This window comes from Citrobacter sp. U14242, from assembly GCF_046555775.1.
Taxonomy (GTDB): domain Bacteria; phylum Pseudomonadota; class Gammaproteobacteria; order Enterobacterales; family Enterobacteriaceae; genus Citrobacter.
Map to the genome: position 1 here is coordinate 42,032 of NZ_JBKGLW010000018.1, position 19,513 is coordinate 61,544.

Annotated in this window: 15 protein-coding genes; 5 read left to right on the plus strand and 10 right to left on the minus strand. The window is 50.6% G+C overall.

The genetic code is table 11. From position 1 onward, the window contains the following. Positions 1-4: 4 nt before the first annotated feature. The 9 genes from ACLJXE_RS22780 to ACLJXE_RS22820 all read right to left on the minus strand — a co-directional run bounded on the left by ACLJXE_RS22780 (position 5) and on the right by ACLJXE_RS22820 (position 11,706). Positions 5-364, minus strand: a complete 360-nt coding sequence (locus ACLJXE_RS22780) for a hypothetical protein (protein ID WP_410752104.1) — start codon at positions 362-364, stop codon at positions 5-7. Continuing rightward, a complete protein-coding gene (locus tag ACLJXE_RS22785; protein ID WP_410752105.1) occupies positions 348-872 on the minus strand; it encodes a chemotaxis protein CheW in 525 nt (174 codons plus the stop codon). The genes ACLJXE_RS22780 and ACLJXE_RS22785 overlap by 17 nt, the downstream gene beginning before the upstream one ends. 11 nt (positions 873-883) lie before the next feature. After that, positions 884-2,608, minus strand: coding sequence for a diguanylate cyclase (locus ACLJXE_RS22790; protein ID WP_410752106.1), 1,725 nt, complete (start codon positions 2,606-2,608; stop codon positions 884-886). Beyond that, positions 2,574-2,936, minus strand: coding sequence for a response regulator (locus ACLJXE_RS22795; RefSeq protein WP_410752107.1), 363 nt, complete (start codon positions 2,934-2,936; stop codon positions 2,574-2,576). The genes ACLJXE_RS22790 and ACLJXE_RS22795 overlap by 35 nt, the downstream gene beginning before the upstream one ends. A gap of 22 nt (positions 2,937-2,958) precedes the next feature. Beyond that, positions 2,959-5,097 (minus strand): response regulator, encoded by a 2,139-nt coding sequence (locus tag ACLJXE_RS22800; RefSeq protein WP_410752108.1) that lies wholly within the window; start codon positions 5,095-5,097, stop codon positions 2,959-2,961. A gap of 11 nt (positions 5,098-5,108) precedes the next feature. Beyond that, positions 5,109-6,521: a CheR family methyltransferase gene (locus ACLJXE_RS22805; RefSeq protein WP_410752109.1), complete on the minus strand. Its 1,413-nt coding sequence runs from the start codon at positions 6,519-6,521 to the stop codon at positions 5,109-5,111. Further along, complete coding sequence (locus tag ACLJXE_RS22810; protein ID WP_410752110.1) at positions 6,518-7,585, minus strand: chemotaxis protein CheB; 1,068 nt, start codon at positions 7,583-7,585, stop codon at positions 6,518-6,520. Before ACLJXE_RS22810 ends, ACLJXE_RS22805 begins: the two co-directional genes overlap by 4 nt. A gap of 1 nt (position 7,586) precedes the next feature. Further along, complete coding sequence (locus ACLJXE_RS22815) at positions 7,587-9,677, minus strand: Cache 3/Cache 2 fusion domain-containing protein (RefSeq protein WP_410752111.1); 2,091 nt, start codon at positions 9,675-9,677, stop codon at positions 7,587-7,589. Positions 9,678-9,738: 61 nt separating this feature from the next. Then, on the minus strand, positions 9,739-11,706 hold the full coding sequence (locus ACLJXE_RS22820) for an EAL domain-containing protein (protein ID WP_410752112.1): 1,968 nt from the start codon (positions 11,704-11,706) through the stop codon (positions 9,739-9,741). 819 nt (positions 11,707-12,525) lie between these two features. On the opposite strand from ACLJXE_RS22820, the gene ACLJXE_RS22825 reads away from it, so the two are divergent. Genes ACLJXE_RS22825 through ACLJXE_RS22845 form a run of 5 tightly spaced genes read left to right on the plus strand, consistent with a single transcriptional unit; the run spans position 12,526 to position 19,162 of the window. After that, positions 12,526-14,718 (plus strand): putative bifunctional diguanylate cyclase/phosphodiesterase, encoded by a 2,193-nt coding sequence (locus tag ACLJXE_RS22825; RefSeq protein WP_410752113.1) that lies wholly within the window; start codon positions 12,526-12,528, stop codon positions 14,716-14,718. Further along, positions 14,711-15,643: a transporter substrate-binding domain-containing protein gene (locus ACLJXE_RS22830; protein ID WP_410752114.1), complete on the plus strand. Its 933-nt coding sequence runs from the start codon at positions 14,711-14,713 to the stop codon at positions 15,641-15,643. Before ACLJXE_RS22825 ends, ACLJXE_RS22830 begins: the two co-directional genes overlap by 8 nt. A 7-nt stretch (positions 15,644-15,650) precedes the next feature. Continuing rightward, positions 15,651-16,520: a transporter substrate-binding domain-containing protein gene (locus ACLJXE_RS22835; protein WP_410752115.1), complete on the plus strand. Its 870-nt coding sequence runs from the start codon at positions 15,651-15,653 to the stop codon at positions 16,518-16,520. A gap of 2 nt (positions 16,521-16,522) precedes the next feature. Then, the gene (lapG, locus tag ACLJXE_RS22840; RefSeq protein ID WP_410752125.1) at positions 16,523-17,215 is read left to right on the plus strand and encodes a cysteine protease LapG; all 693 of its coding nucleotides are present in this window, start codon (positions 16,523-16,525) and stop codon (positions 17,213-17,215) included. A gap of 9 nt (positions 17,216-17,224) precedes the next feature. Continuing rightward, a complete protein-coding gene (locus ACLJXE_RS22845) occupies positions 17,225-19,162 on the plus strand; it encodes an EAL domain-containing protein (protein WP_410752116.1) in 1,938 nt (645 codons plus the stop codon). Positions 19,163-19,231: 69 nt separating this feature from the next. Here ACLJXE_RS22845 and ACLJXE_RS22850 read toward each other — a convergent pair whose 3' ends face one another. Then, the gene (locus tag ACLJXE_RS22850; RefSeq protein WP_286629668.1) at positions 19,232-19,513 is read right to left on the minus strand and encodes a hypothetical protein; all 282 of its coding nucleotides are present in this window, start codon (positions 19,511-19,513) and stop codon (positions 19,232-19,234) included.

Genomic DNA, 19,513 nt, shown 5'->3' on the forward strand with positions numbered 1-19,513 from the left:
CGTATTAACACCAGCTTAAAAGCGGGCTAAATGCCTCACTCCCCACCAGCGCACGTAGCGCCGGCAGACGGCAGCCATGAGCCAACAGCGGCGGTACGGCAAAAATGGTGTCGCTGGATAACATGACATTTTCCAGTTGCCCCCATAAGTACCAGCCGGTTTCTACGCCGCTGGCTGGAACAAACAGATGCAAATGCCAGCCCTGCTGCGGTTCATCAGCAATACCAAGCCATCGGCTAAAACGCGGGATCCCCGCCGCAACCTGCGTCACCAGCAAACAGCGCCCGACCTGACTGGCCGGAATATAAAAATCCTGCGCTCCCAGGCGAATGCGTACTGCAGCCAGATTAATGGGAGGCGTCATACCCGCGGGTCTCCTGATAGCGATCAAAAACCAGATTCAGATCGAGCAGCGTAAACCAGGTTTCCGCCACGTTCACGACCCCAACCGCAATGGTTTGTAGCGCCGGAGGCAGTGAATCCCCCGGCAAGTGAATCTGGCTTTCGACAACATCCAGCACATCAATAAGCTTGTCGATCAGAATACCGCTTTGCATTTTCTCTGCGCAGCCAATCAGAATCGTGCGTTTACCTGCCGCGTTAGCCGCAGGTTTGTCGATCAGGCTGTCCAGTCTCATCACCGACTCCACTCGCCCACGATAGTTGATGACACCTTCGAGCATCGGTGCACAGCAGGGAACCCAGGAAATAGGCCGTTCCGCAAGGATCTCTTTTATCTGTGCCCCGTAGAATGCAAAGTTATTACCCGCCAGTTGAAATAGCACCAGCGTACGCTGCGGCTCATCAACACTTTCACACTCCGGTTTTTCACCATGACTCAGCGCGAGTATTTGTTCCAGCTGTTGGCTCATCTCTTCTCCTTTTACCCGGCGATGCGAAAGGTATTACGACCATTCTGCTTCGCGGCATATAACGCCTGATCGGCACGTTCACGTAGCGTTTCAAGCCTGTCGCCAAACTGCCACTGTGCAATACCCGCGCTGAAGGTACTGTGAAAACTGGCATCATTAACGGAGAATGCGACCTGCTCGTAATCCTTGCGCAAGCGCTCAACCACCCGTGCTGCCTTCTCACTCATGGTGTTAGGCATAATGATGACAAACTCCTCCCCGCCGTAGCGGCCAACGATGTCGGTACTGCGTAAGCGATGGGAAAACAGCTGTGAAATGCCGACAATGACCTGATCGCCAACTGCATGGCCGTAGGTATCGTTGATGCTTTTAAAGCGATCCAGATCGACCATCACCAGACAAAACGGGTGACCGCTGTAGTTCGACTCAGCAATCGCACTTTTGAGAAAATGTGTGGTTGTCGAGTGGTTGTATAGCCCACTGAGGCTGTCCTGCGACATGCGGGCGCGCAGGGCTCGCATTCTTTCCGCCCGGATCGAGACGGCACGGATAAGCTCTTCTGGATTCGCCTGCTTAAGAATAAAATCCTCAGCGCCGATGCTCATCGCACCAAGCTGCTCACTCTTGTTCGTCTCGCTGGAGAGATAGGCGATAGGCAGGCCAATATGCTGCGGAATTTGGCGGATAAGCTTAGTCAGTTCCGCCCCGCTAAACTCCGGCATGTGGTAATCCATCAGCACCAGATCGATAGGATGGGCATTCAGCGCATGCAGTAAATACTGTGGTTTTTCCAGTACATGCACTTCCATTCCGGCGATACGCAGCATTTCCGCGTTGTATTGCGCCACCGCCGGCTCGTCATCGATCAGCAGCACCTGATAGGGCTTTTTCAGCGACGGCTGGGTTAAGCGATACAGTTCCTGTACCAGATCGGTAATCGAGGCTGGTTTGACGTAGTAGCCATCACACCCGGATTTAATGGCGTTGATCCGCGCTTTAAAATCGCTGTGGCAGGAGAGAAACAGTACCGGGAAAGCGGTGCCGACTTTCTGCCTGAGGTCTGACATTGTCAACGGGCCACCGTAGGCGTTATCCGGAAAGCTAACATCCATAATCACCACCGAAGGCGGCTGAGAAAGCACCGCCTGGGTAAAATCCTGCGTGTTAGCAAACACATGGCAGGTAAAACCGAAACAACGTAGTTGCGTGGCGAGCAACTCAACCTGGTCAATGTCATCATCACACAGGTAGATTGGCTTATCGGTCCGACGAGCGTATCCCTCTTCTGCGCGCGGGGAAGAGATCGGTAGTTTGAAGTCCGTATCGCTGATACGGTGTTCAAGAGTCAACTGCTCCTGGGTCAGGGTATACAGCCACCGGATAATGCGCCGCATTTCATCGTAATGAATCTTACTTTGATCCGCTTCCAGCTCCGCGAGTAAATTCTCCCCTTCTGCGGCTGCGTTCGCCAGAGGCGTAAAACCAAAAGAACCGGCAGACCCGTGAATGCTGTGCAGCAGTATGTGCAGTTGTTTACGGCAAGACTCGCTGGGCTCTGCAACCAGTTGAACGAGTAATCTTTCCGACTGTGCCAACATGTCGGGGATGCGGCGTAAAAATCCCTGTCGCAGACGCGCTATTTTTTCCTGCGCGGCAGCCATCGCTAAGTGCTTATTTTCTTGTTTCATCGTACGTGTAGACTTATTCAGTAACCGCAGATGGCTGCAGTAGCGCATTCACTGCAGCCCCCAGATTTTCCGCCAGATTCTCATCTTTTTTCACCCAACGGTCATATAGAACGTCGCTGCCCGTGACCTCATTTGCGCTCAGCAAAATGAAGGGTTTAGACCACTCCTGGGCGCGTAATAGCGCCAGTAAATCTAAACCGCTAATCTCCGGCATATGCAGATCGCTGATCACCAGGTCGATATTGTTATCCGGGTCCAGGCACGCTAAGGCGGAAATAGCACTTTCCACGATCACCACATCGTAGCCATCCATTTCTAAAAAAACGGATGCCAGTTCAGCTGCAAAACGATCATCATCAACTAATAAAATTCGCATCTTCTCTCCCGATTTTGCGCTATCAGCACAAAAGCATTTTTAATGTTTTAATCAGGCTGTCCTGCTCGAAGTCGCCTTTGGCAATATAGGCATCCGCCCCCACCTGAATGCCACGTCGCCGATCTTCTTCCTTCGCGCGGGAGGTCACGATGATAATTGGCGTGTGCTGATAATTTTTCTCTCCACGCAGCGATTTGGTGAAGGTGAAACCATCCATAAACGGCATTTCGACATCCGTCAGCACAGCATCAAACTGGGTCAATTTCGCTTTTTGTAGACCCGATAGCCCATCTTCTGCCAGCGTGACCTGATAGCCATGCGCTTCCAGCACGTTCTTTTCAATCTCGCGGGTATTGAGTGAGTCGTCGACCACCAGCACGTGCCAGGCATCTTGCGCGACACTGACTGGCTGCACAGGGGGGCTGGCTTGCCGTGATTGTTGCGCCATCGCCATCAGCGCCGGGACCTGCAGAATACTGACCAGCTGGTTATCGGGGGTCTGTACCATCCCGGACACCAGCGATTGCTGTTGCATATTCTTCGGCAACGGCTTGATCATCATCTTGCGTTCATCGAGCAACTTATCGACGCGTAGTGCCATTTTGCTGTACTGGTTCTGCACCACGATTAATCGTTGCCCTGCCGGAGGGACATTGCCTTGACGATCGTGAATACCTAACAGAGCACCGGCACAAATCACCGGAATAAACTCGTTATGTAAAATGATGGCGGGCCGCCCGGCAATGTCGTTAATCCCTTCGGGGGTGCATTCCACCACCTCAACCACATACTGAGCGGCCAGTCCGAACAGGTGGCCCTGTTCTTCAAATTGCAAAATACGCATCATTGCCAGCGAAACGGGCAGACGCAGGCTGAAGCACGTCCCGACGCCCTGCCGGCTATGTACCTGCAAATCCCCCTGCAGGTCGGTGACCACCGTTTTGCGCACCACATCAAGGCCTACGCCACGTCCGGAAAGCTCAGAGACAATTTTGCTGGTGGAAAAACCGGGATGGAAAATCAGCTCATTACACTCTTGTTCAGAGAGTTGTCCGGCCATTGATGCAGGAACCAAACCTTTGCTGACCGCTTTTGCGCTGATCGCCTCATAGTTCAGGCCGCGCCCGTCATCTTCGACGCGCAGTAATATTCCGCTTCCATCCTGCTGCGTACTGATAGTGATGGTGCCGCGCGTCGATTTCCCCAGCGCCAGCCGCTCATCAATGTCACCAATACCGTGATCGACCGCGTTACGCAGCAAATGCGTCAGTGACTCCGATAACCGGTCAATAAGCTGCCGGTCGATTTCCACTTCGCCCCCTACAAAGCGGCAAACGACCTGTTTGTTCAGCGTGGAGGCCAGTTCGCTGACCTGCAGTGAAATCGGCTCGAATAGGGTGGACAGCGGCAGCATACGGATCCGCGCCGCCACGTCGTACAGTTCATACATCTGCAAATGCTGAACCTGAACGCTCTCTTTCAGTTGAGCGCTGAAATCATGGATCTGCTGGCGCAGTTGTTCTGCACTAAGCCCTAACAGCCGGGGCACCAGCTGGCTCAGGTTTTGTATCTGCTGTTCCAGGCGATCATGGCCTGCAAGCACTTCGCCGAGAATGTCGATCAGGTCGTCAAGTTTATTCAGCTTTACCCGTACTGAATCAGCCTGTTTTATACCTGAATCCACAGCGATCGTCGGCACTGGCGCCGGAGGCGTAGGAAGCGGTTTCTCCGCAGGTCCTGCCGCCTCGACAACCAATGTGACAGCCTCCCCACGGCTGGCGCTGGCAAGGCGTTCACATAGACTCGCATCTGCCGGGGGGAGTTGATTATCTCCGTCACTGACAAAAAGCTGGGTTAGTTGGCCGGAAAGATACTCCACGGACTCATGGATCAGATTGCCAAGCGCCCTGTCAGGCGTCAGTTTCTTATCCCGCAGTTCGCTAAGAACGTCCTCAAGGTGGTGCGTGACATCAGCAATGCTTTGCAGTTTCAGCATCCTCGCGCCCCCCTTCAGAGTATGCGCGGCCCGAAACATTTCCCCAATCCATGCGTCAGTATGTTCATCAGCGGAGAGCAAAAACGCGCCTTCGCTGATCGTCTGCAAATGACCTCTCCCTTCATCAATAAAGCGCAGAACGAATTTTTTCAGATCGATAGCCATAATCGTTCTTTTTACCCGTTTTGATGGGCGAATTGCGCCAGTTGATGTTCACAAAGAAAACGAAACGTATTTCCAGGAAATACCATGGGCAAACGCAGACGACAAACCGTTGCTGGATTGTTCATTTCGTCGTTAAGTAATTGCATCACCACGCGATACGTACGCTGAGCGGGCTGGCGAAGCTCGCTTTGCCGATACATTTCAGCCAGATAATAGTGTGCAGGCCAGTATCCGGGTTCCTGATAGACCACCTGTTTGAACCAGGCGATGGCCTGCTGCGTTTGGTGTTGCCACATCATCGCCAGACCGAGCAGCATTTTTGCTTCTGCCGACCATTCATCCTGCGCGAGGATCTTTTGCGCATTTCCGGCCGTCTGGGAAAACTCTCGTTGTTCCAGTGCAATCACGCCCTGAATCAGCAGCGCCTCCTGGTTGCGGGGATCGTTGCGTAATACGCAGGCAATACACGCTTCAGCTTCGGAAAAACATTTCTCATCAAGGCAGGCACGGGCCTTTTTCAACCAGTCATCACATTGCAGCACCGTGGGTGCGGGAGGTTCACACACCACGGGAGCGCGAGGAAGCGGAACGCGTACCGCGACCCGGGGCACCGGAGCGACTTTAGGGGCTTCTCGATGATGGCAGAAATAAAAAATGCCCTCTTCCTGCTCAAGCTTCAGAATATCGAAATTATTGGCCAGCGTTTCCGCGTTGCCAAAGAACAAGGCTCCCTGCGGCTGCAGCATTTTAAGCAGGTTGCCATGCAGTTCGCGGCGTGTCGGCGTATCGAAATAGATAGACACGTTACGCAGCAAAATAATGTCGACTTCAGGCAGTAACTGCTCTTTGATAATGTTGGTGCGATGAAATGAGACTTTCTCGCGGATTTCATCATGCAGACGGAACAGATTACCTGTCCGGGTAAAATAGCGCTGCTGAATCAGCGGCTCGACACCACGAAACGAGTAACTGGAATAACAGGCATTTCTGGCTTTTGCCAGAATCACCGGGTCAATATCACAACCGTAGATTTCAACCTGCTGCGCCATCCCGTTCTGGTACTTTTCATGCAGCTTGATTGCCAGCGAGTAGGCTTCTTCCCCGGATGAACATCCCGCGCTCAGAATACGCACCGGGCCGCTACGCTGTTGCAAAAGGCGGGGCACCCATTTGTCGCAGATGAGATCCAGCGTGTCGCTTTCACGAAAAAAATACGTTTCGTTAATTGTAATCAGCGTAACAAAGCTATCGAACTCGTCCTGAGAGATGCGCAGTCGTTCATAATATTCATAGTAATTGCTGATTCCCTGCTCGGCCATACGCCGACTCAGCGCCGATTCCAGCAACGCTTCCATAGCATTATCAAAGTGCAAACCCACCCGGTCTTTGATCAACCGGGCATAATCGGGGAGATTGGGTATCATGGCAATTTACTCTCAACATGCCCGTGAAAAGCCATCGAAAGCAGAACCTTCGCAAGGTCATCCAACGGGATTGTGCGATGTATAAGCTGTTTGTCGATTGCGTTCTTATTCATACCGAAAACAACAGAACTTTCTTCATCCTGCGCCAGCGTCCTTCCTCCCCGCCGGAAAATCAGTTCAATACCACGACAGCCATCGCTGCCCATCCCCGTCATAATCAGCCCAACGGCTTTTTCACGAAAGACCTCAGCAACCGACTCCAGCAGCAGATTACAGCTGGGGTGATAAACATCATTTTCCTGTCTCGGGATCGCGGCCAGCCGTTGGTTTGTTTTGACGATCAGATGCTGTTCGGGCGGCAATATGTACACATACCCTGCTTCCACACGATCGTCTTCCTGCGCCAGTCGAACCTTCAGTTCGGTCACGCTGTCCAGCCAGTGCACCATGTTTTTGGCAAAACCGTCGGCAATGTGTTGTGCAATCAACACCGGACACGGGAACGTACCGGGTAATGCCTGCAATAGCTTGCTCAGCGCCTGTGGCCCGCCGGTAGAACAGGCTATCGCCAGTACAAAAGGCCAGTCCTCTGGTGTCTTTTCGGCATCCATTACCGGGGGAGTTCCCGGCACGCGTTGCTCTGTGGGATAGCGTAATCCCTTGATATGACGAATCACTTTTACACCAACCAGCAATTCTACTTTGCGGTGCAGCACTTCACTCGACAACGGAGCACCACTGCTGTGGTGCAATACCGCCAGCGCACCGCGGGAAATGAAATCATCATCCCACTGGTTTTCAGGGAAATAGCGCAGAACGAGGATTGGGATGGCGCTGGTCGCCATAACGGTTTCAACGATCTCAACATTATCTGCCGTCGACGTATCCAGCGTCAGGATTAACAGGTCAGGCATCAACTGTTGTAGCAGTCGAATCGCCTGCCTGCGGTGGGCGGCTTGCCCCACGACCCTTATATGCGAGTGCTCCTCCAGTTTTCTGACCAGCTCATTGCGCGACACGCTGCCCAGATCATGGATCAGCACCCGAATGTTGCCGCTATTCATGTCATGCATCCATACCCGTCAAAGTAAATGACGTCGAAGCCTCTTTCAGCGCTTTCGACAACTGCGTCATATCCTGACTCACGATCAAAATGTCTTTGATGGATTGCGACGTGTAGTTACTGGCGACAACAATTTCACGAAGCGCCATAACCACTTGATTACTTGCCGTTTTCTGTTGTTGCGTTGACAGAGAAATTTGCAGCGCCGCCGTGGACGTTTGCTCCGCAGTGGCAACAATGTCGTTCAGATGCTCGGCGCTCACTTTACAGGCCCTGGCGCCCGCTTTGATGCTCTCCCCACCTTTTTCCGCATTCAGCACCAGACGATTGATGGCGTTTTGGATCTCGCTGATCTTGTTCTCGATCTCAACCGTTGATTCCGTCACGGAATCGGCCAGACGACGGATCTCCGCCGCCACTACCGAGAAGCGTTTCCCGGCTTCCCCGGCACTGGCCGCTTCCAGCGCTGCGTTAAAGGCAATTAATTTGGTTTGATCGGCAACGCTGTTTATGATCACCATCACGCGGCTGATTTCCGTCGACTTATTGCCCAGCATCATGATTTCACGCATGTTTTGCTGATTATCGGTATCAATATCCGTCATACGCATCAGCAATTGCGACATCGACTCAGAGCCTTTATTGCAATCTTCGAGCGTCTGGTTCGCAATATCCACAACCGCCCGCGAGTGCTCCGCGATCTGTGTGGAAGAGGCGGACAACTCCTCCATCGTTGAGGTGATTTCCGCAACCGATGATGAGGTCTCTACGCTGGTAGATGCCTGACCATCGACCGCTTCCGTAATATGCATCGACGCCTGATGTACCGAGTTGGCGTGAGAAACCATATCCCCCACCAGTGAGTGCAAACGCTGGCGCATCATCTCTACTGCGCCAAGGAGCTCGCCAATCTCATCATGATGGTCGATTGGAACCTCTACCGTTAGGTCACCTTCTGCAATGGTCTGCGCAATACCCAGTACGCGGTTTAAACGGCGTGAAATCAGGAAGCGGCTGGCCACCGCAATCAGCAGTAAAATGACGGGCAGCAGGAAGGCGGTGAACAGCAGCAGGCCATTACGGACCAGGTTGCTGCTCCTGGCGACATCATCAACATAGCTGGTTGTCGCGATAACCCAATTGATCCCGTCAACATATTCATAGACGGCGACTTTCGTTTTGGGCGCAGAGCCATAGCCACTCACCCAATCGTAATAGGCAATACCGTTTTTATGCTCGAGGATATCGGCAAACAGCTTGTATCCATTGGCATCAGTGATATTGATCGCCTGCTGATTACTGAGCGACGGATGCACCAGCATACGCCCGGGGTCAAATCCGGCATCCAGTACATACGCGTAGCCATTTTTCCCAATACGCACATTCAGCAAGCGCTGAATGATCGGTTGCAGACTCTGTTTAACATCGAATCCTACCGCAACGGCTCCAACCACCTGACCATACTTATCGGCAATTGGCTCGTAGTGGCTAATAAACTGTTTTCCAAACAGCGTGACCACACCAGAAAACGGCTTGTTTTTCAGAAGAAGTGGCAATGCCGGATTATCACGGCCTAATGCCGTTGCCGTCGCCGTGTTGCCAGAGTTTGCTAACAGCGTACTGCTGACACGAACAAACTGCTCGCCTTCCAGTACAAAAGTACTGGCAAATACGCTGGTTAATTCGGTGAAATGCGCGTTGGTCGTAGGGCTACTCAGAACCGCTTTTAATTCAGCGGCATCCATAGAGTGCAGTGGTTTATTGGCAACATTCTGATAGTTATTAATATATACATTGCTGTAATGTTCCGCGTCCCGGGTCACCCTCTGGAATTCATTAGAGATGCAGTTATGGAAAATACGCGTATTGGTCTTGATCATTTCCAGCGCATTGGCTTGCAGCTCTTTCGACAGATAAGACGACAATATAAAAGAAGCACCAATCAGCAACGTCGCAATGCAGATAACCAGAATCATACCAAGCTTCATCGCTACGCCGGGATGGATATTGTGTAGCCAGGATATTATTCGTGCGCCTGGCCCCTCAGAGGACGCCACAGCCGACCGTTCTTTCACTTTAATAACATCACTCATGATTTTTGTTCTCTACCTGAGAAGAAATTACGCTTGTTGGTCATAATTAAATTTGCACACGCTATTCCAGCATGAGCAGCGGCGTTGGCTTACCAATGTGATACCCTTGCAACCACCCCACCCCCATTTGCTCAAGGCACGCCTGAATGCTGGCGTTCTCAACAAACTCGGCGACAACCTGCATATTTTTCATTGCAGCGACGCGACAGAATGATTCAACGATGTAGTAGCTGATTTCACTTTCCGTGATCCGGCGAATAAAAGATCCATCGATTTTCAAAATGTCCGCTTCGATGTTCATCAAACGCGCATAACTCGCAAACCCGGTACCAAAATCATCAATTGCAACCCGGCACCCCAGTTGACGGATTAAATGCAGCGCTTCTACAGTTTGTTCTTTGTCTGACAGCGTATCCGCCTCGGTTATTTCAAAAATAACGCGCTGCGGATCCACACCGTAATCCTGCAATAGCTGGGTGATCTTCGAGACAATATTTGAGCGACACACCGTGACAGGAGCCAGATTAATGGAGAAACACCGTTGGGGGCGATCGGACATCGCTTTGAAGGTATTTTCGATTACCCATAAATCAATATCCGGAGCTAACCCCGCTTCATGCGCCACCGGCAGGAAACTGTTAGGAGGAATAAATTCACCTTTATCATTGAGCATCCGGATCAGGATTTCATGATAAAGCGCCTCCCCCCGGGTACTGACGATCGGCTGGGCCATCAGTACAAACGCATTGTTATCCAGCGCGTTTTGCAATGCGGTACGAATGTCCGTTTTATCAGCAATATGATCATCGAGGATCCGGCTATGCTGGGCTTCAAGGTTTTCGGGTCTGCCGTTAGTTAGCGACAAACCCGCAACCATGGCAAGCTTGCCCACCAGTTGATAGATATCATCGCTGATATCGTTAATCAGGCAGTAGCCCAGACCGCTGCGAAAACCCAGCCGCTGGTTATTGTGAAAGAGGCGAAAACCGTTGGCGGCATGGTACAAATCGCATAGCCGCTCATAGGAGCCATCTTCAAGGCGGATCAGCAGATCATAACCTGCGTGGTAATAGACTTTCTCGCTTTCAACCAAATACCGCTGGAGATGATCGGCCAGAATCTTTTGATAGTGCGCGCGAAAATGAAAACCATAGCGGCGAGAAAAAAGCGCCAGCTCGGGGATCTGAATCAGACAGACTGTCGCGTTCTTCGTCGTAAACAGCTCGGTCTTCAGCGCGCGTAAATTTGCCATCCCCGTCATTGGATCGGTCAACCCCAACAGCAACGCCTGCTTAAAGCGCTGCCGGGTAAATTTGGCCAATGCCCCCATAATCACGATAGTCAGTGAAAAGACAAAGATCAGCGTAGAAATCAGCGCCTGATGCAGCATGACGTTAACATCGTTGGCGATGTCACTTTCGTTATGTTTACCCAGAATAATCAGTACCACAGCCCATACGAGCATGGTGAACATATGGCCAATTTTTATCGCGCCCCACAGCATGAGCGGGAACAGAAGAATCAGACTATAGAACAAGAAAAAGATGTTTGGGTTATGCGGCAACGTTAAACAGAACATCAGGCCTGGCAGCAACACGCACCAGGCAATCACGCCGTATGAACTCACATTACCTTTACACTGCCCGACGATCGACTTAGCAAACGTAAACAAGTAAGACGGGCGGCGAGTGATACGAAATATCTTGTAGAAGAACGGGATCCCGGTCAGGCAACCGTTGACGATCCCTTGAACACGCACCAGCATTTCCAGACTCATCACCGGATAATTGGCGACATCGGGGCGGTGAGCGTGAGTCACGAATACAGCGAAGAGCTTGCCGAATACTAAGTACAGCAGAATGTTGTAACCACACAGCCAGACAATACGATTGAGGCTGATTTTGACCCGGCCAAAGCTGCATGAGCTGCGCCTGCCCGTCACTTTCCGGTAAATCGCATAGCTTAAGGTCGAGGCCAGAATCAGGCACAGCGCATCCAGGTGTTCACTTTGCGGACCGAGAGCAAACATAAGAACCAGAAACAGGATAAACCCAGGCAGCACCCGGAAACCAAACAGGACAAGTGCGCCCGAAAAGACGGCCAGCTTAAGATCGTAAACTGTTAAAATATGATTATTGAAAAGACAGTGTCCGTTAAGATGTTGTGCCAACGGATAAAAAAGACTGGGTAAAAAAAGAGGCAGACACCATTCTCGAATGCTTTTCGCAGTGATTGTATTTATTATCGCGTCCAAAACAATTTATCCGCTACACACTATACCAACAGGACTTAACCCAAATTCTACTATCACAAACAATTCCTTTTGGGTCAGCCGATTAACCGTAGCAAAATTGTCAACATTGACCGCACACTGAGAAAATAAAGTAATGTTCTATGAGGAAGCTCGTATTTTATTCACATCACATCAGGAAATAAACACCCACATATAGATAAAAATGGACATTTTGCAGATAACACGCCAACTTTCAGCGTCAAAACAAAAATCAACCCGTTGATATTCAATCAAAAAAAAACAAACACCCATGACGATTACCCTACAAATCTTACGGAGGGTAAAAAACATTCCCCGGCACCGTTAATGTCAACTTTAATACAATGTAAAAGTGATAATGAAATATGTATTTTAGTGTACAGATTTACCTGTTGACGAAAAGGACAGCGTTATTTATATTCGCACACCGTTATTTTTGTCATTACTCACCGTTGTTCAATGTTAGTTATTTGTTACGCCTGGTGTTTCAAATTTGTCATCTGAAACTATTCCATTAAGTAATAGCAGAAATTCAATTCAGCATTAGCACTCTCTTTTCAGGAATTAACAAAATCTGTGGCAACGTCTCGGTTTTCCCTTAGCGCTATACAGGGGTGGCAACATTCGATCACCGGCAAAATAACGCAATTTTTGCTGGCGGGCATCGTTATTGCTTTCGGCGCTGGCGCCTTTACCAGTTGGAGCCTGATAGACAACTTCTCCAGGCAGCAGTGGGTTCAGCGGGCGGAAGCAAATGCACAGATCATGACCTATATCATCAGAAGCGTGTATACCAACGTGTCGGTTGAAACCAGCGATTCAGGGCAAATCTCCCGTATCGTCTCCGACCGACAAATTGGCGATACCGACTCCATTCTGCAAACCGGCTATAACCCGGTAGACGTCCTGGCGCTGGCTTCGGTGCAAACACACAGCCCGACCTGGCTGTTTCTTTACACGCCTGAGAAAGGCTACGTCGGCATCAACAATAAATCGGAAGATGGCGAAGGCATTATCTCCTTCTCCGGACACCTGCCGCGTGACGTGCTGGCCAATTACTACATCGGTTTCGCCCAGATTAATGGTGAAGAGTGCTTTATTAGCGCCGTCCCTATTTTGACGCCATCTGGCGAAATCCTCGGTAGCCTGATAAGCAGCATTGGTAAAAAGAGCGACCTGTACGCTACCTACGATGCGATGCTGAAAAAGAGCTGCATCATCTTTGTTCTCATTTTGCTGGTGACGTTAGCGCTGGGTACCCTGTTCATGCGCCGGTTATTCCGCCCGGTTCCGTTACTGATTAATTCGATTACCCGCATTGCCCATGAAGAGACCGACTGCATAACGCCCTACCTTGACCAGGACGATGAGATTGGCCATCTGGCCGGTGCGATTGAAAAACTGCGCGTGGCAATGAAAGAACGCGGCTATCTGCAACGCATGCATGAGATGTCGCAAAAGATGGAGCATATGGCCCATCATGATTCGCTGACCGGATTGCCTAACCGCGTTTCGTTTGGTCTTGAGCTGGAGAAACGCGTCAGCCAAATCCATCAGGAAGAAAAGCCGTTCAACCTGCTGCTCATCGACCTCGATAACTTTAAACCGGTCAATGACACTTTCGGTCATAAAGCGGGCGATGAAGTGTTAATCAGCGTGGCCCAGCGTCTGCAATTGCTACTGGGACCTGACGATATGGCAGCGCGACTGGGCGGTGATGAATTTGCGATCCTGCAACAGGTCAGCGAGAACGCCGTCAAAGAAGCAAACCACCTGTCGAAACGTATCATTCGGGCATTGAGCACCCCCTTCACCTGGAGCACCCACACATTCTCCATTAGCTGCAGCATCGGGATCACAACAGCCCCCTGGCAGGGTAATAACACCTCCACATTGATGATCAATGCCGACCTTGCCATGTATGCCTCCAAACATCATGGCCGCGGGTGCTTCCATTTCTTCGAAGACGGCATGGTGATGGCGCAGACCCACGGCCTGTTCATTAACCAGGAGATCATCGACGGTATTGATAACGCGGAATTCGAACTTCACTACCAGCCGATTATGAATCTGTATGATGAAACGGTGTATGGCTATGAATCGCTGATCCGCTGGAACCATCCGACCAAAGGCCTGATTTACCCTGATTATTTTATCAATATTGCCGAAAGCTCCGGTCTGATTGTCCGTTTAGGTGAGTGGATTATTCGCCAGTCCTGCGAATCCGCAGCCAAATGGCCGGAACACATCCGGGTTGCCGTCAATATCTCAGCCTATCAGCTACACAGCCCCGGCCTGGTTGACGTGATTAAAGATGCATTACATAACAGCCAACTGTCAGCAGAACGCCTGGAAATAGAGATCACCGAATCGGAGAAACTGGACAAGGCGATTGCCTTGCCCGTACTGCAAGAGATCCGTTCTCTGGGCATCGAAATCGCAATGGATGATTTAGGAACCGGATACGCGGCGCTGGATTATTTGCTGATCTACCCTTTCACCCGCATTAAGATCGCACGCTCGCTGGTCGAGAAGCTGAAGCAAGATAATGCCAGCCAGTATTTGATCGTAATGCTTATCCAGTTCGCTCATAAATACAATATGTCGGTTACTGCAGAAGGGGTGGAAACCGAATATCAGCGGGACATTCTGCGCGATATTGAGTGCCAGCATGTTCAGGGATATTTCTTCAGCTATCCACTTCGCGAACATGACGTGTTGTCCTCCTTTAGCAAAGCGATTTTTGCCGAGGGGGCGTGCAATGTCTGACATCTTGCGCATCACAACACGCGTATTGCTGGCCGTTTTTTTGCTGATCGCCTGTTGCATACATTGCACGGCCGCATCTCCCTCGTCGTTACATGCGCTGGAGAAGATTGCCAGTACACAAACCATTATCCTTGGCTATCAGGATGACGCGTTTCCCTTCTCCTGGCAGGACGGTAATGACCCCGCAGGCTATTCCATTGATATTTGCAAAAATATTGTCAGCGCGCTCAAAACAAAGCTACAGCTTAAAAAGCTAAACATTGAGTGGGTGAAGACCAATTCGGCATCGCAGTTTGTACTGATGAAAAATCATATGGCAGACATCATGTGTATACCTGCCTTTTATTCGAAAAGCCGCCACAGCATTAGCGAATTCTCACTGCCTTTTTACTTTTCCAGCACCCGCTATGTCATGCGTAAAAATGACATAAGTAACCATTTGAACGAACTATCCGGACATAGCGTACTGGTAAAAAGCGGCACTATTTATGTGGAGCAATTGCAAAAAATCAATACCGCTAATGCCCTTGATATCAACATTCAACTTGATACGAATAATGTCGCCGCCTTCAATGAACTCAAGAATGGCGAATATTCGGCCCTGATCTCCAGCACGGTATTATTGAAAGGGATGATTGCTCAGGCCACCAATCCCGAAGATTATGCGCTGTCAAAAATTGCCCTCAGTGCCCCACTTCCGGCTGGACTGTTGCTCCCTTTACACGATAAAGAATTTAAAGAATTTGTTGATAGTGCGCTCTCATCACTCATAACCAGCAAAGAGTTTACCGCGCTATACACTAAATGGTTTCAGTCTCCGATACCGCCAGGAGCCATTAATTTAAACATTCCCATGTCAGATAACCTGAAAGCACTCACCGCAGCTAAGAAGAAGATCAGTTTTGATTATGAAAAATATAATTAATCATGAAATGACAAGGATAAAGCGTGCGGCGCATTGGCTGATCTTGCTGGTTGGCGTCGCTACATCCCCTGCACTGATAGCGCAGCAAAACGCCACGACGCTTGACCATATCCAGTACAGCAGCGTGTTAAACATCGGCTATCGTCAACTGCCGCCGTTCTCTTTCACCGATAAAAGTGGCAAGGTTACAGGTTACACCGTGGCGCTGTGCAACATCCTTGCCGATAAACTACGCCTGTATCTGAAGCTCCACAGCTTAACCGTTCACTATATTCCCGTGAACTTTGCGGATCGTTTTTCCGCATTGAACACCCGCAAAATAGATATGGATTGTGGCGTTAATGCTAATGCACCAGAGCGGACCTCCAGCGTTTCATTTTCTATTGACTATTACATCGCCAAAATGCGCATTATTTCGTTGCGCAAAAACAATATTGACTCGCTTGAGGATTTAAAAGGACGGACGGTGAGTCTGACTGGAAGCTCAAAAGATCTCCTGGAATTTAATAAAGTCAACAGAGAGAAGCATCTCAATATCTCAACGATTACCACCACCACGATCACCGGTGCGTTCGAGAAAATGGCACATAATGAATCCGCCGCATTATTCCTCGATGATGTTCTGTCCTGGCCGCTGATCAACCACGATGAACAACCCGAACAATTTAGCATGTCGTCTGAGACCATCGGCAGTGATATGCACTATGCCATTATGATGCGCAAGAACGATCCGCAGTTTGTGGCCTTTGTTAACAGTACGCTGAAAAATATTTTTGCCTCACCGCTTGATGCGCAGCTGCGTAAAAGATGGCTGATGCCTGATTCCTGCAAAACTATAAATCATCACCCCGCCGCCCATTGTCAGCATAACAATTGAACATTTTCCGTTTGTGTACGCTTCAGCGATTCATTCGCTTCCGGCTGATATCAGGCGCGCTGCTGCTCGTACTAACCGTCAATTCACTGCGTGCGGCCTGGGACTTCGCCACTATTCAGCAGAAGTCCGATGCGCTATATGGTCCTGCCCGCGCAGACGCACAACAGCGAATCACTGCCTGGCAGCAGTTGCTAATCACACGACGAAATGCAGACGAACAAACACAATTACGCGCCGTAAACCTGTTTTTCAACACTCAATTACATTACGCCGAAGACAGCGAGGTCTGGCACAGCGTGGACTACTGGGCCACGCCGGTAGAATCTTTGCGCAAAGGTGAGGGCGATTGTGAAGATTACGCAATCGCCAAATATTTTACGCTCCGGCAGTTGGGTGTCCCCGAAGAGAAGCTGCGCATCACCTACGTTAAAGCCCTGAGCTATAACCGGGCGCACATGGTATTGACCTGGTATGCCGCGCCGGATGCGATCCCGCTGGTACTCGACAGCCTGACGAACACCATTTCACCGGCCACGCAGCGTACCGATTTATTACCCGTGTACTCCTTTAACAACCGTGGTCTCTGGCTCCCGGGCACGCAGAACAATAAACGCGTTGGCGACAGCAAGAGACTTTCTCGCTGGCAGCAAGTTTTCACAAAAATGCGGGAAGAGGGCTTCCCGATGGATAAATAGGAATCGCCTGTGTCTCTTTTCAAACAGTTGCTCCTGGCAATCTCTCTCTTTATGCTGGTGGTATTCAGCGGCAATTTTATTGTGACGCTGGAAAGCTCCCGCGATCAGTCCAACAATCAGCTCCTTTCGCATGCTCAGGATGCGGCAACTGCTTTAGGGGTTGCGCTGACCCCCAATGTCAACGATCCGGCGATGATTGAGCTAATGGTCAGCGCCATTTTCGATAGCGGTTACTACAAAAAAATCCGCATTGTCGATCTGAAAAACGGCAAAATCATCCTTGAGCGGAGTGCAGCAGCATCGATCCCCAATGTCCCCGTCTGGTTTGTTGATCTGGTAGATGTCATCCCGCAAACCGGCGAAGCGACAATCATGCGTGGCTGGCAGCAGGCGGCACGCGTTGAAGTCACCAGTGACCCTATCTTTGCGGTGCAGCGCCTGTGGGACAATACGTTAGGTAATCTGCTATGGATGCTGTCCTGTAGCCTCATTTGCCTGGGAGCAGGTGTTTTGCTGCTGCGCAAACTGCTGCAACCGCTCAATTACCTGGCGAAACAGTCAGAAGCCATTACCCACCGTGAGTTTCTGACCCTGTCAGAACTCCCCAAAACGCCGGAGTTGCGTCGTGTTATCGGGGCGATGAATCTGATGGCAACCAAACTCAAATCATTATTTGAAGAGCAGGCCATCTACAGTGAACGTTTGCACAACGAAGCCTATCTCGACAGCCAGACCGGAATCGCTAACCGCCGGGCATTCGATATGCAGCTTCAGGCACGCCTGAGCGATGCTGACACAGCGCCTGGGTATCTGATGTTAATCCGCGTGCAGGACTTAGGTGGGCTAAACCAGCGTTTTGGTGGGCCGCATACCGACAAGTTGCTGCTCAATATCGCCAACCTGCTGACAGCGCAGAAAGAAAAATATGCATTTATCACCAGTACCGTCGCCCGTATTCGCGGAGGCGAGTTTGCTCTGCTCTGCCCCGGCGTCACACACAGTGAAATGCTGGAACTGAGCCATTCACTGAGTCAAAAGCTCATGGCCTTTTATGCCACCGGGATGTCAGACCAACAGCCCGTCGCCTATACCAGCATGGTGCCATTCAGCGCCGGAGATAATGCACAGTCATTGCTGATTCAAGCCGATCGTCTGTTGGTGGAAGTCGAAACACACACTGAACACCAGGTCGTTCCCACCACCGACGTGGCGACGGCGACCGAAGATCAGCATCTGTGGTTTGTGCGTCTTGAACACGCGCTGGAAAATCAGCAGTTCCAGTTGGTTTATCAGCCCGTTGTGGACTGCCAGAAGCCGCACAACATTCTGCATTACAAAGTGCTGTCACGCATTGTTGATGAACAAGGCAACATCATTAACGCTGGTCGATTCCTGCCGTGGATCCACCGTTTTGGCTGGAGCCATCGCCTGGACCGGGTAATGCTGAAACTGACGTTAAATCAGCTGAAAACTACGCCAGGAAAACTCGCTTTGAGCATTTCCGGCAGTTCCGTCGCCAGTGCAAGCACAGTGGCGGACCTGTTGAATCCATTGAAATATTCACCACAATTAGCCAGTCAACTGATTCTGGAGCTGGATGAAAATCAGTTGCCAGGACCAAACCAAATGGCGGCGTTTGTGAAAGCCGTGAGCCAGCATCGCTGCTCGCTGGGTCTGCAGCACTTTGGCAGCCGCGTCGATATGATCGGTCATCTGTCCCAGTGGGGGCTTGCCTGGCTAAAAATCGACAGTAGCTATATTCGTAATCTTGATCAGGAAAGCGATAAGCGGTTGTTTATTAAAGTGTTATGCAACGCCACGCACAGCATTGACCTGCCACTCATCGCTGAACGCATTGAAACGCAGGGCGAGCTGAAGGTGTTGCAGGAATTAGGCATTGATGGCGCAATGGGGCAACTACTGGGTGAGCCCGCACCGTTGTCATAATCACCCTGGCACTGTGTTTGCCGGGTGGCACTTCGCTTATCCGGCTTGCACGCTGACTGCCTGCTTACGCTAAAAAATACGATCATCGCTACCCAGCAGTTGTTCTAACCCGCCAAGCTCATGGCGCGCGTTCGCGCGATTCATCAGTTTTATCTGTGCCATTGGCGGAAGATCGGTAATAGCAATTACCCCTTTGCGGATCAGCAGGTAAATCAGGTCGTCCAGTACGCGCACCATTTCAAGGTCGCTCTTTTGCAGCATCGCCAGGAACTGTTGGTTATCAAGTTCCGCGCTTTTGCTCCCCCCTTCTTTTTCAGGATGAGCGTTTGCATCTGGTGGAACAGAATTCAT

Bases quoted from the DNA above. Each gene is read 5' to 3' on its own strand.
- ACLJXE_RS22780 (WP_410752104.1), bottom strand. From the start codon at position 364: ATGACGCCTCCCATTAATCTGGCTGCAGTACGCATTCGCCTGGGAGCG.
- ACLJXE_RS22785 (WP_410752105.1), bottom strand. From the start codon at position 872: ATGAGCCAACAGCTGGAACAAATACTCGCGCTGAGTCATGGTGAAAAA.
- ACLJXE_RS22790 (WP_410752106.1), bottom strand. From the start codon at position 2,608: ATGCGCTACTGCAGCCATCTGCGGTTACTGAATAAGTCTACACGTACG.
- ACLJXE_RS22795 (WP_410752107.1), bottom strand. From the start codon at position 2,936: ATGCGAATTTTATTAGTTGATGATGATCGTTTTGCAGCTGAACTGGCA.
- ACLJXE_RS22800 (WP_410752108.1), bottom strand. From the start codon at position 5,097: ATGGCTATCGATCTGAAAAAATTCGTTCTGCGCTTTATTGATGAAGGG.
- ACLJXE_RS22805 (WP_410752109.1), bottom strand. From the start codon at position 6,521: ATGATACCCAATCTCCCCGATTATGCCCGGTTGATCAAAGACCGGGTG.
- ACLJXE_RS22810 (WP_410752110.1), bottom strand. From the start codon at position 7,585: ATGAATAGCGGCAACATTCGGGTGCTGATCCATGATCTGGGCAGCGTG.
- ACLJXE_RS22815 (WP_410752111.1), bottom strand. From the start codon at position 9,677: ATGAGTGATGTTATTAAAGTGAAAGAACGGTCGGCTGTGGCGTCCTCT.
- ACLJXE_RS22820 (WP_410752112.1), bottom strand. From the start codon at position 11,706: ATGTTTGCTCTCGGTCCGCAAAGTGAACACCTGGATGCGCTGTGCCTG.
- ACLJXE_RS22830 (WP_410752114.1), top strand. From the start codon at position 14,711: ATGTCTGACATCTTGCGCATCACAACACGCGTATTGCTGGCCGTTTTT.
- ACLJXE_RS22835 (WP_410752115.1), top strand. From the start codon at position 15,651: ATGACAAGGATAAAGCGTGCGGCGCATTGGCTGATCTTGCTGGTTGGC.
- ACLJXE_RS22850 (WP_286629668.1), bottom strand. From the start codon at position 19,513: ATGAATTCTGTTCCACCAGATGCAAACGCTCATCCTGAAAAAGAAGGG.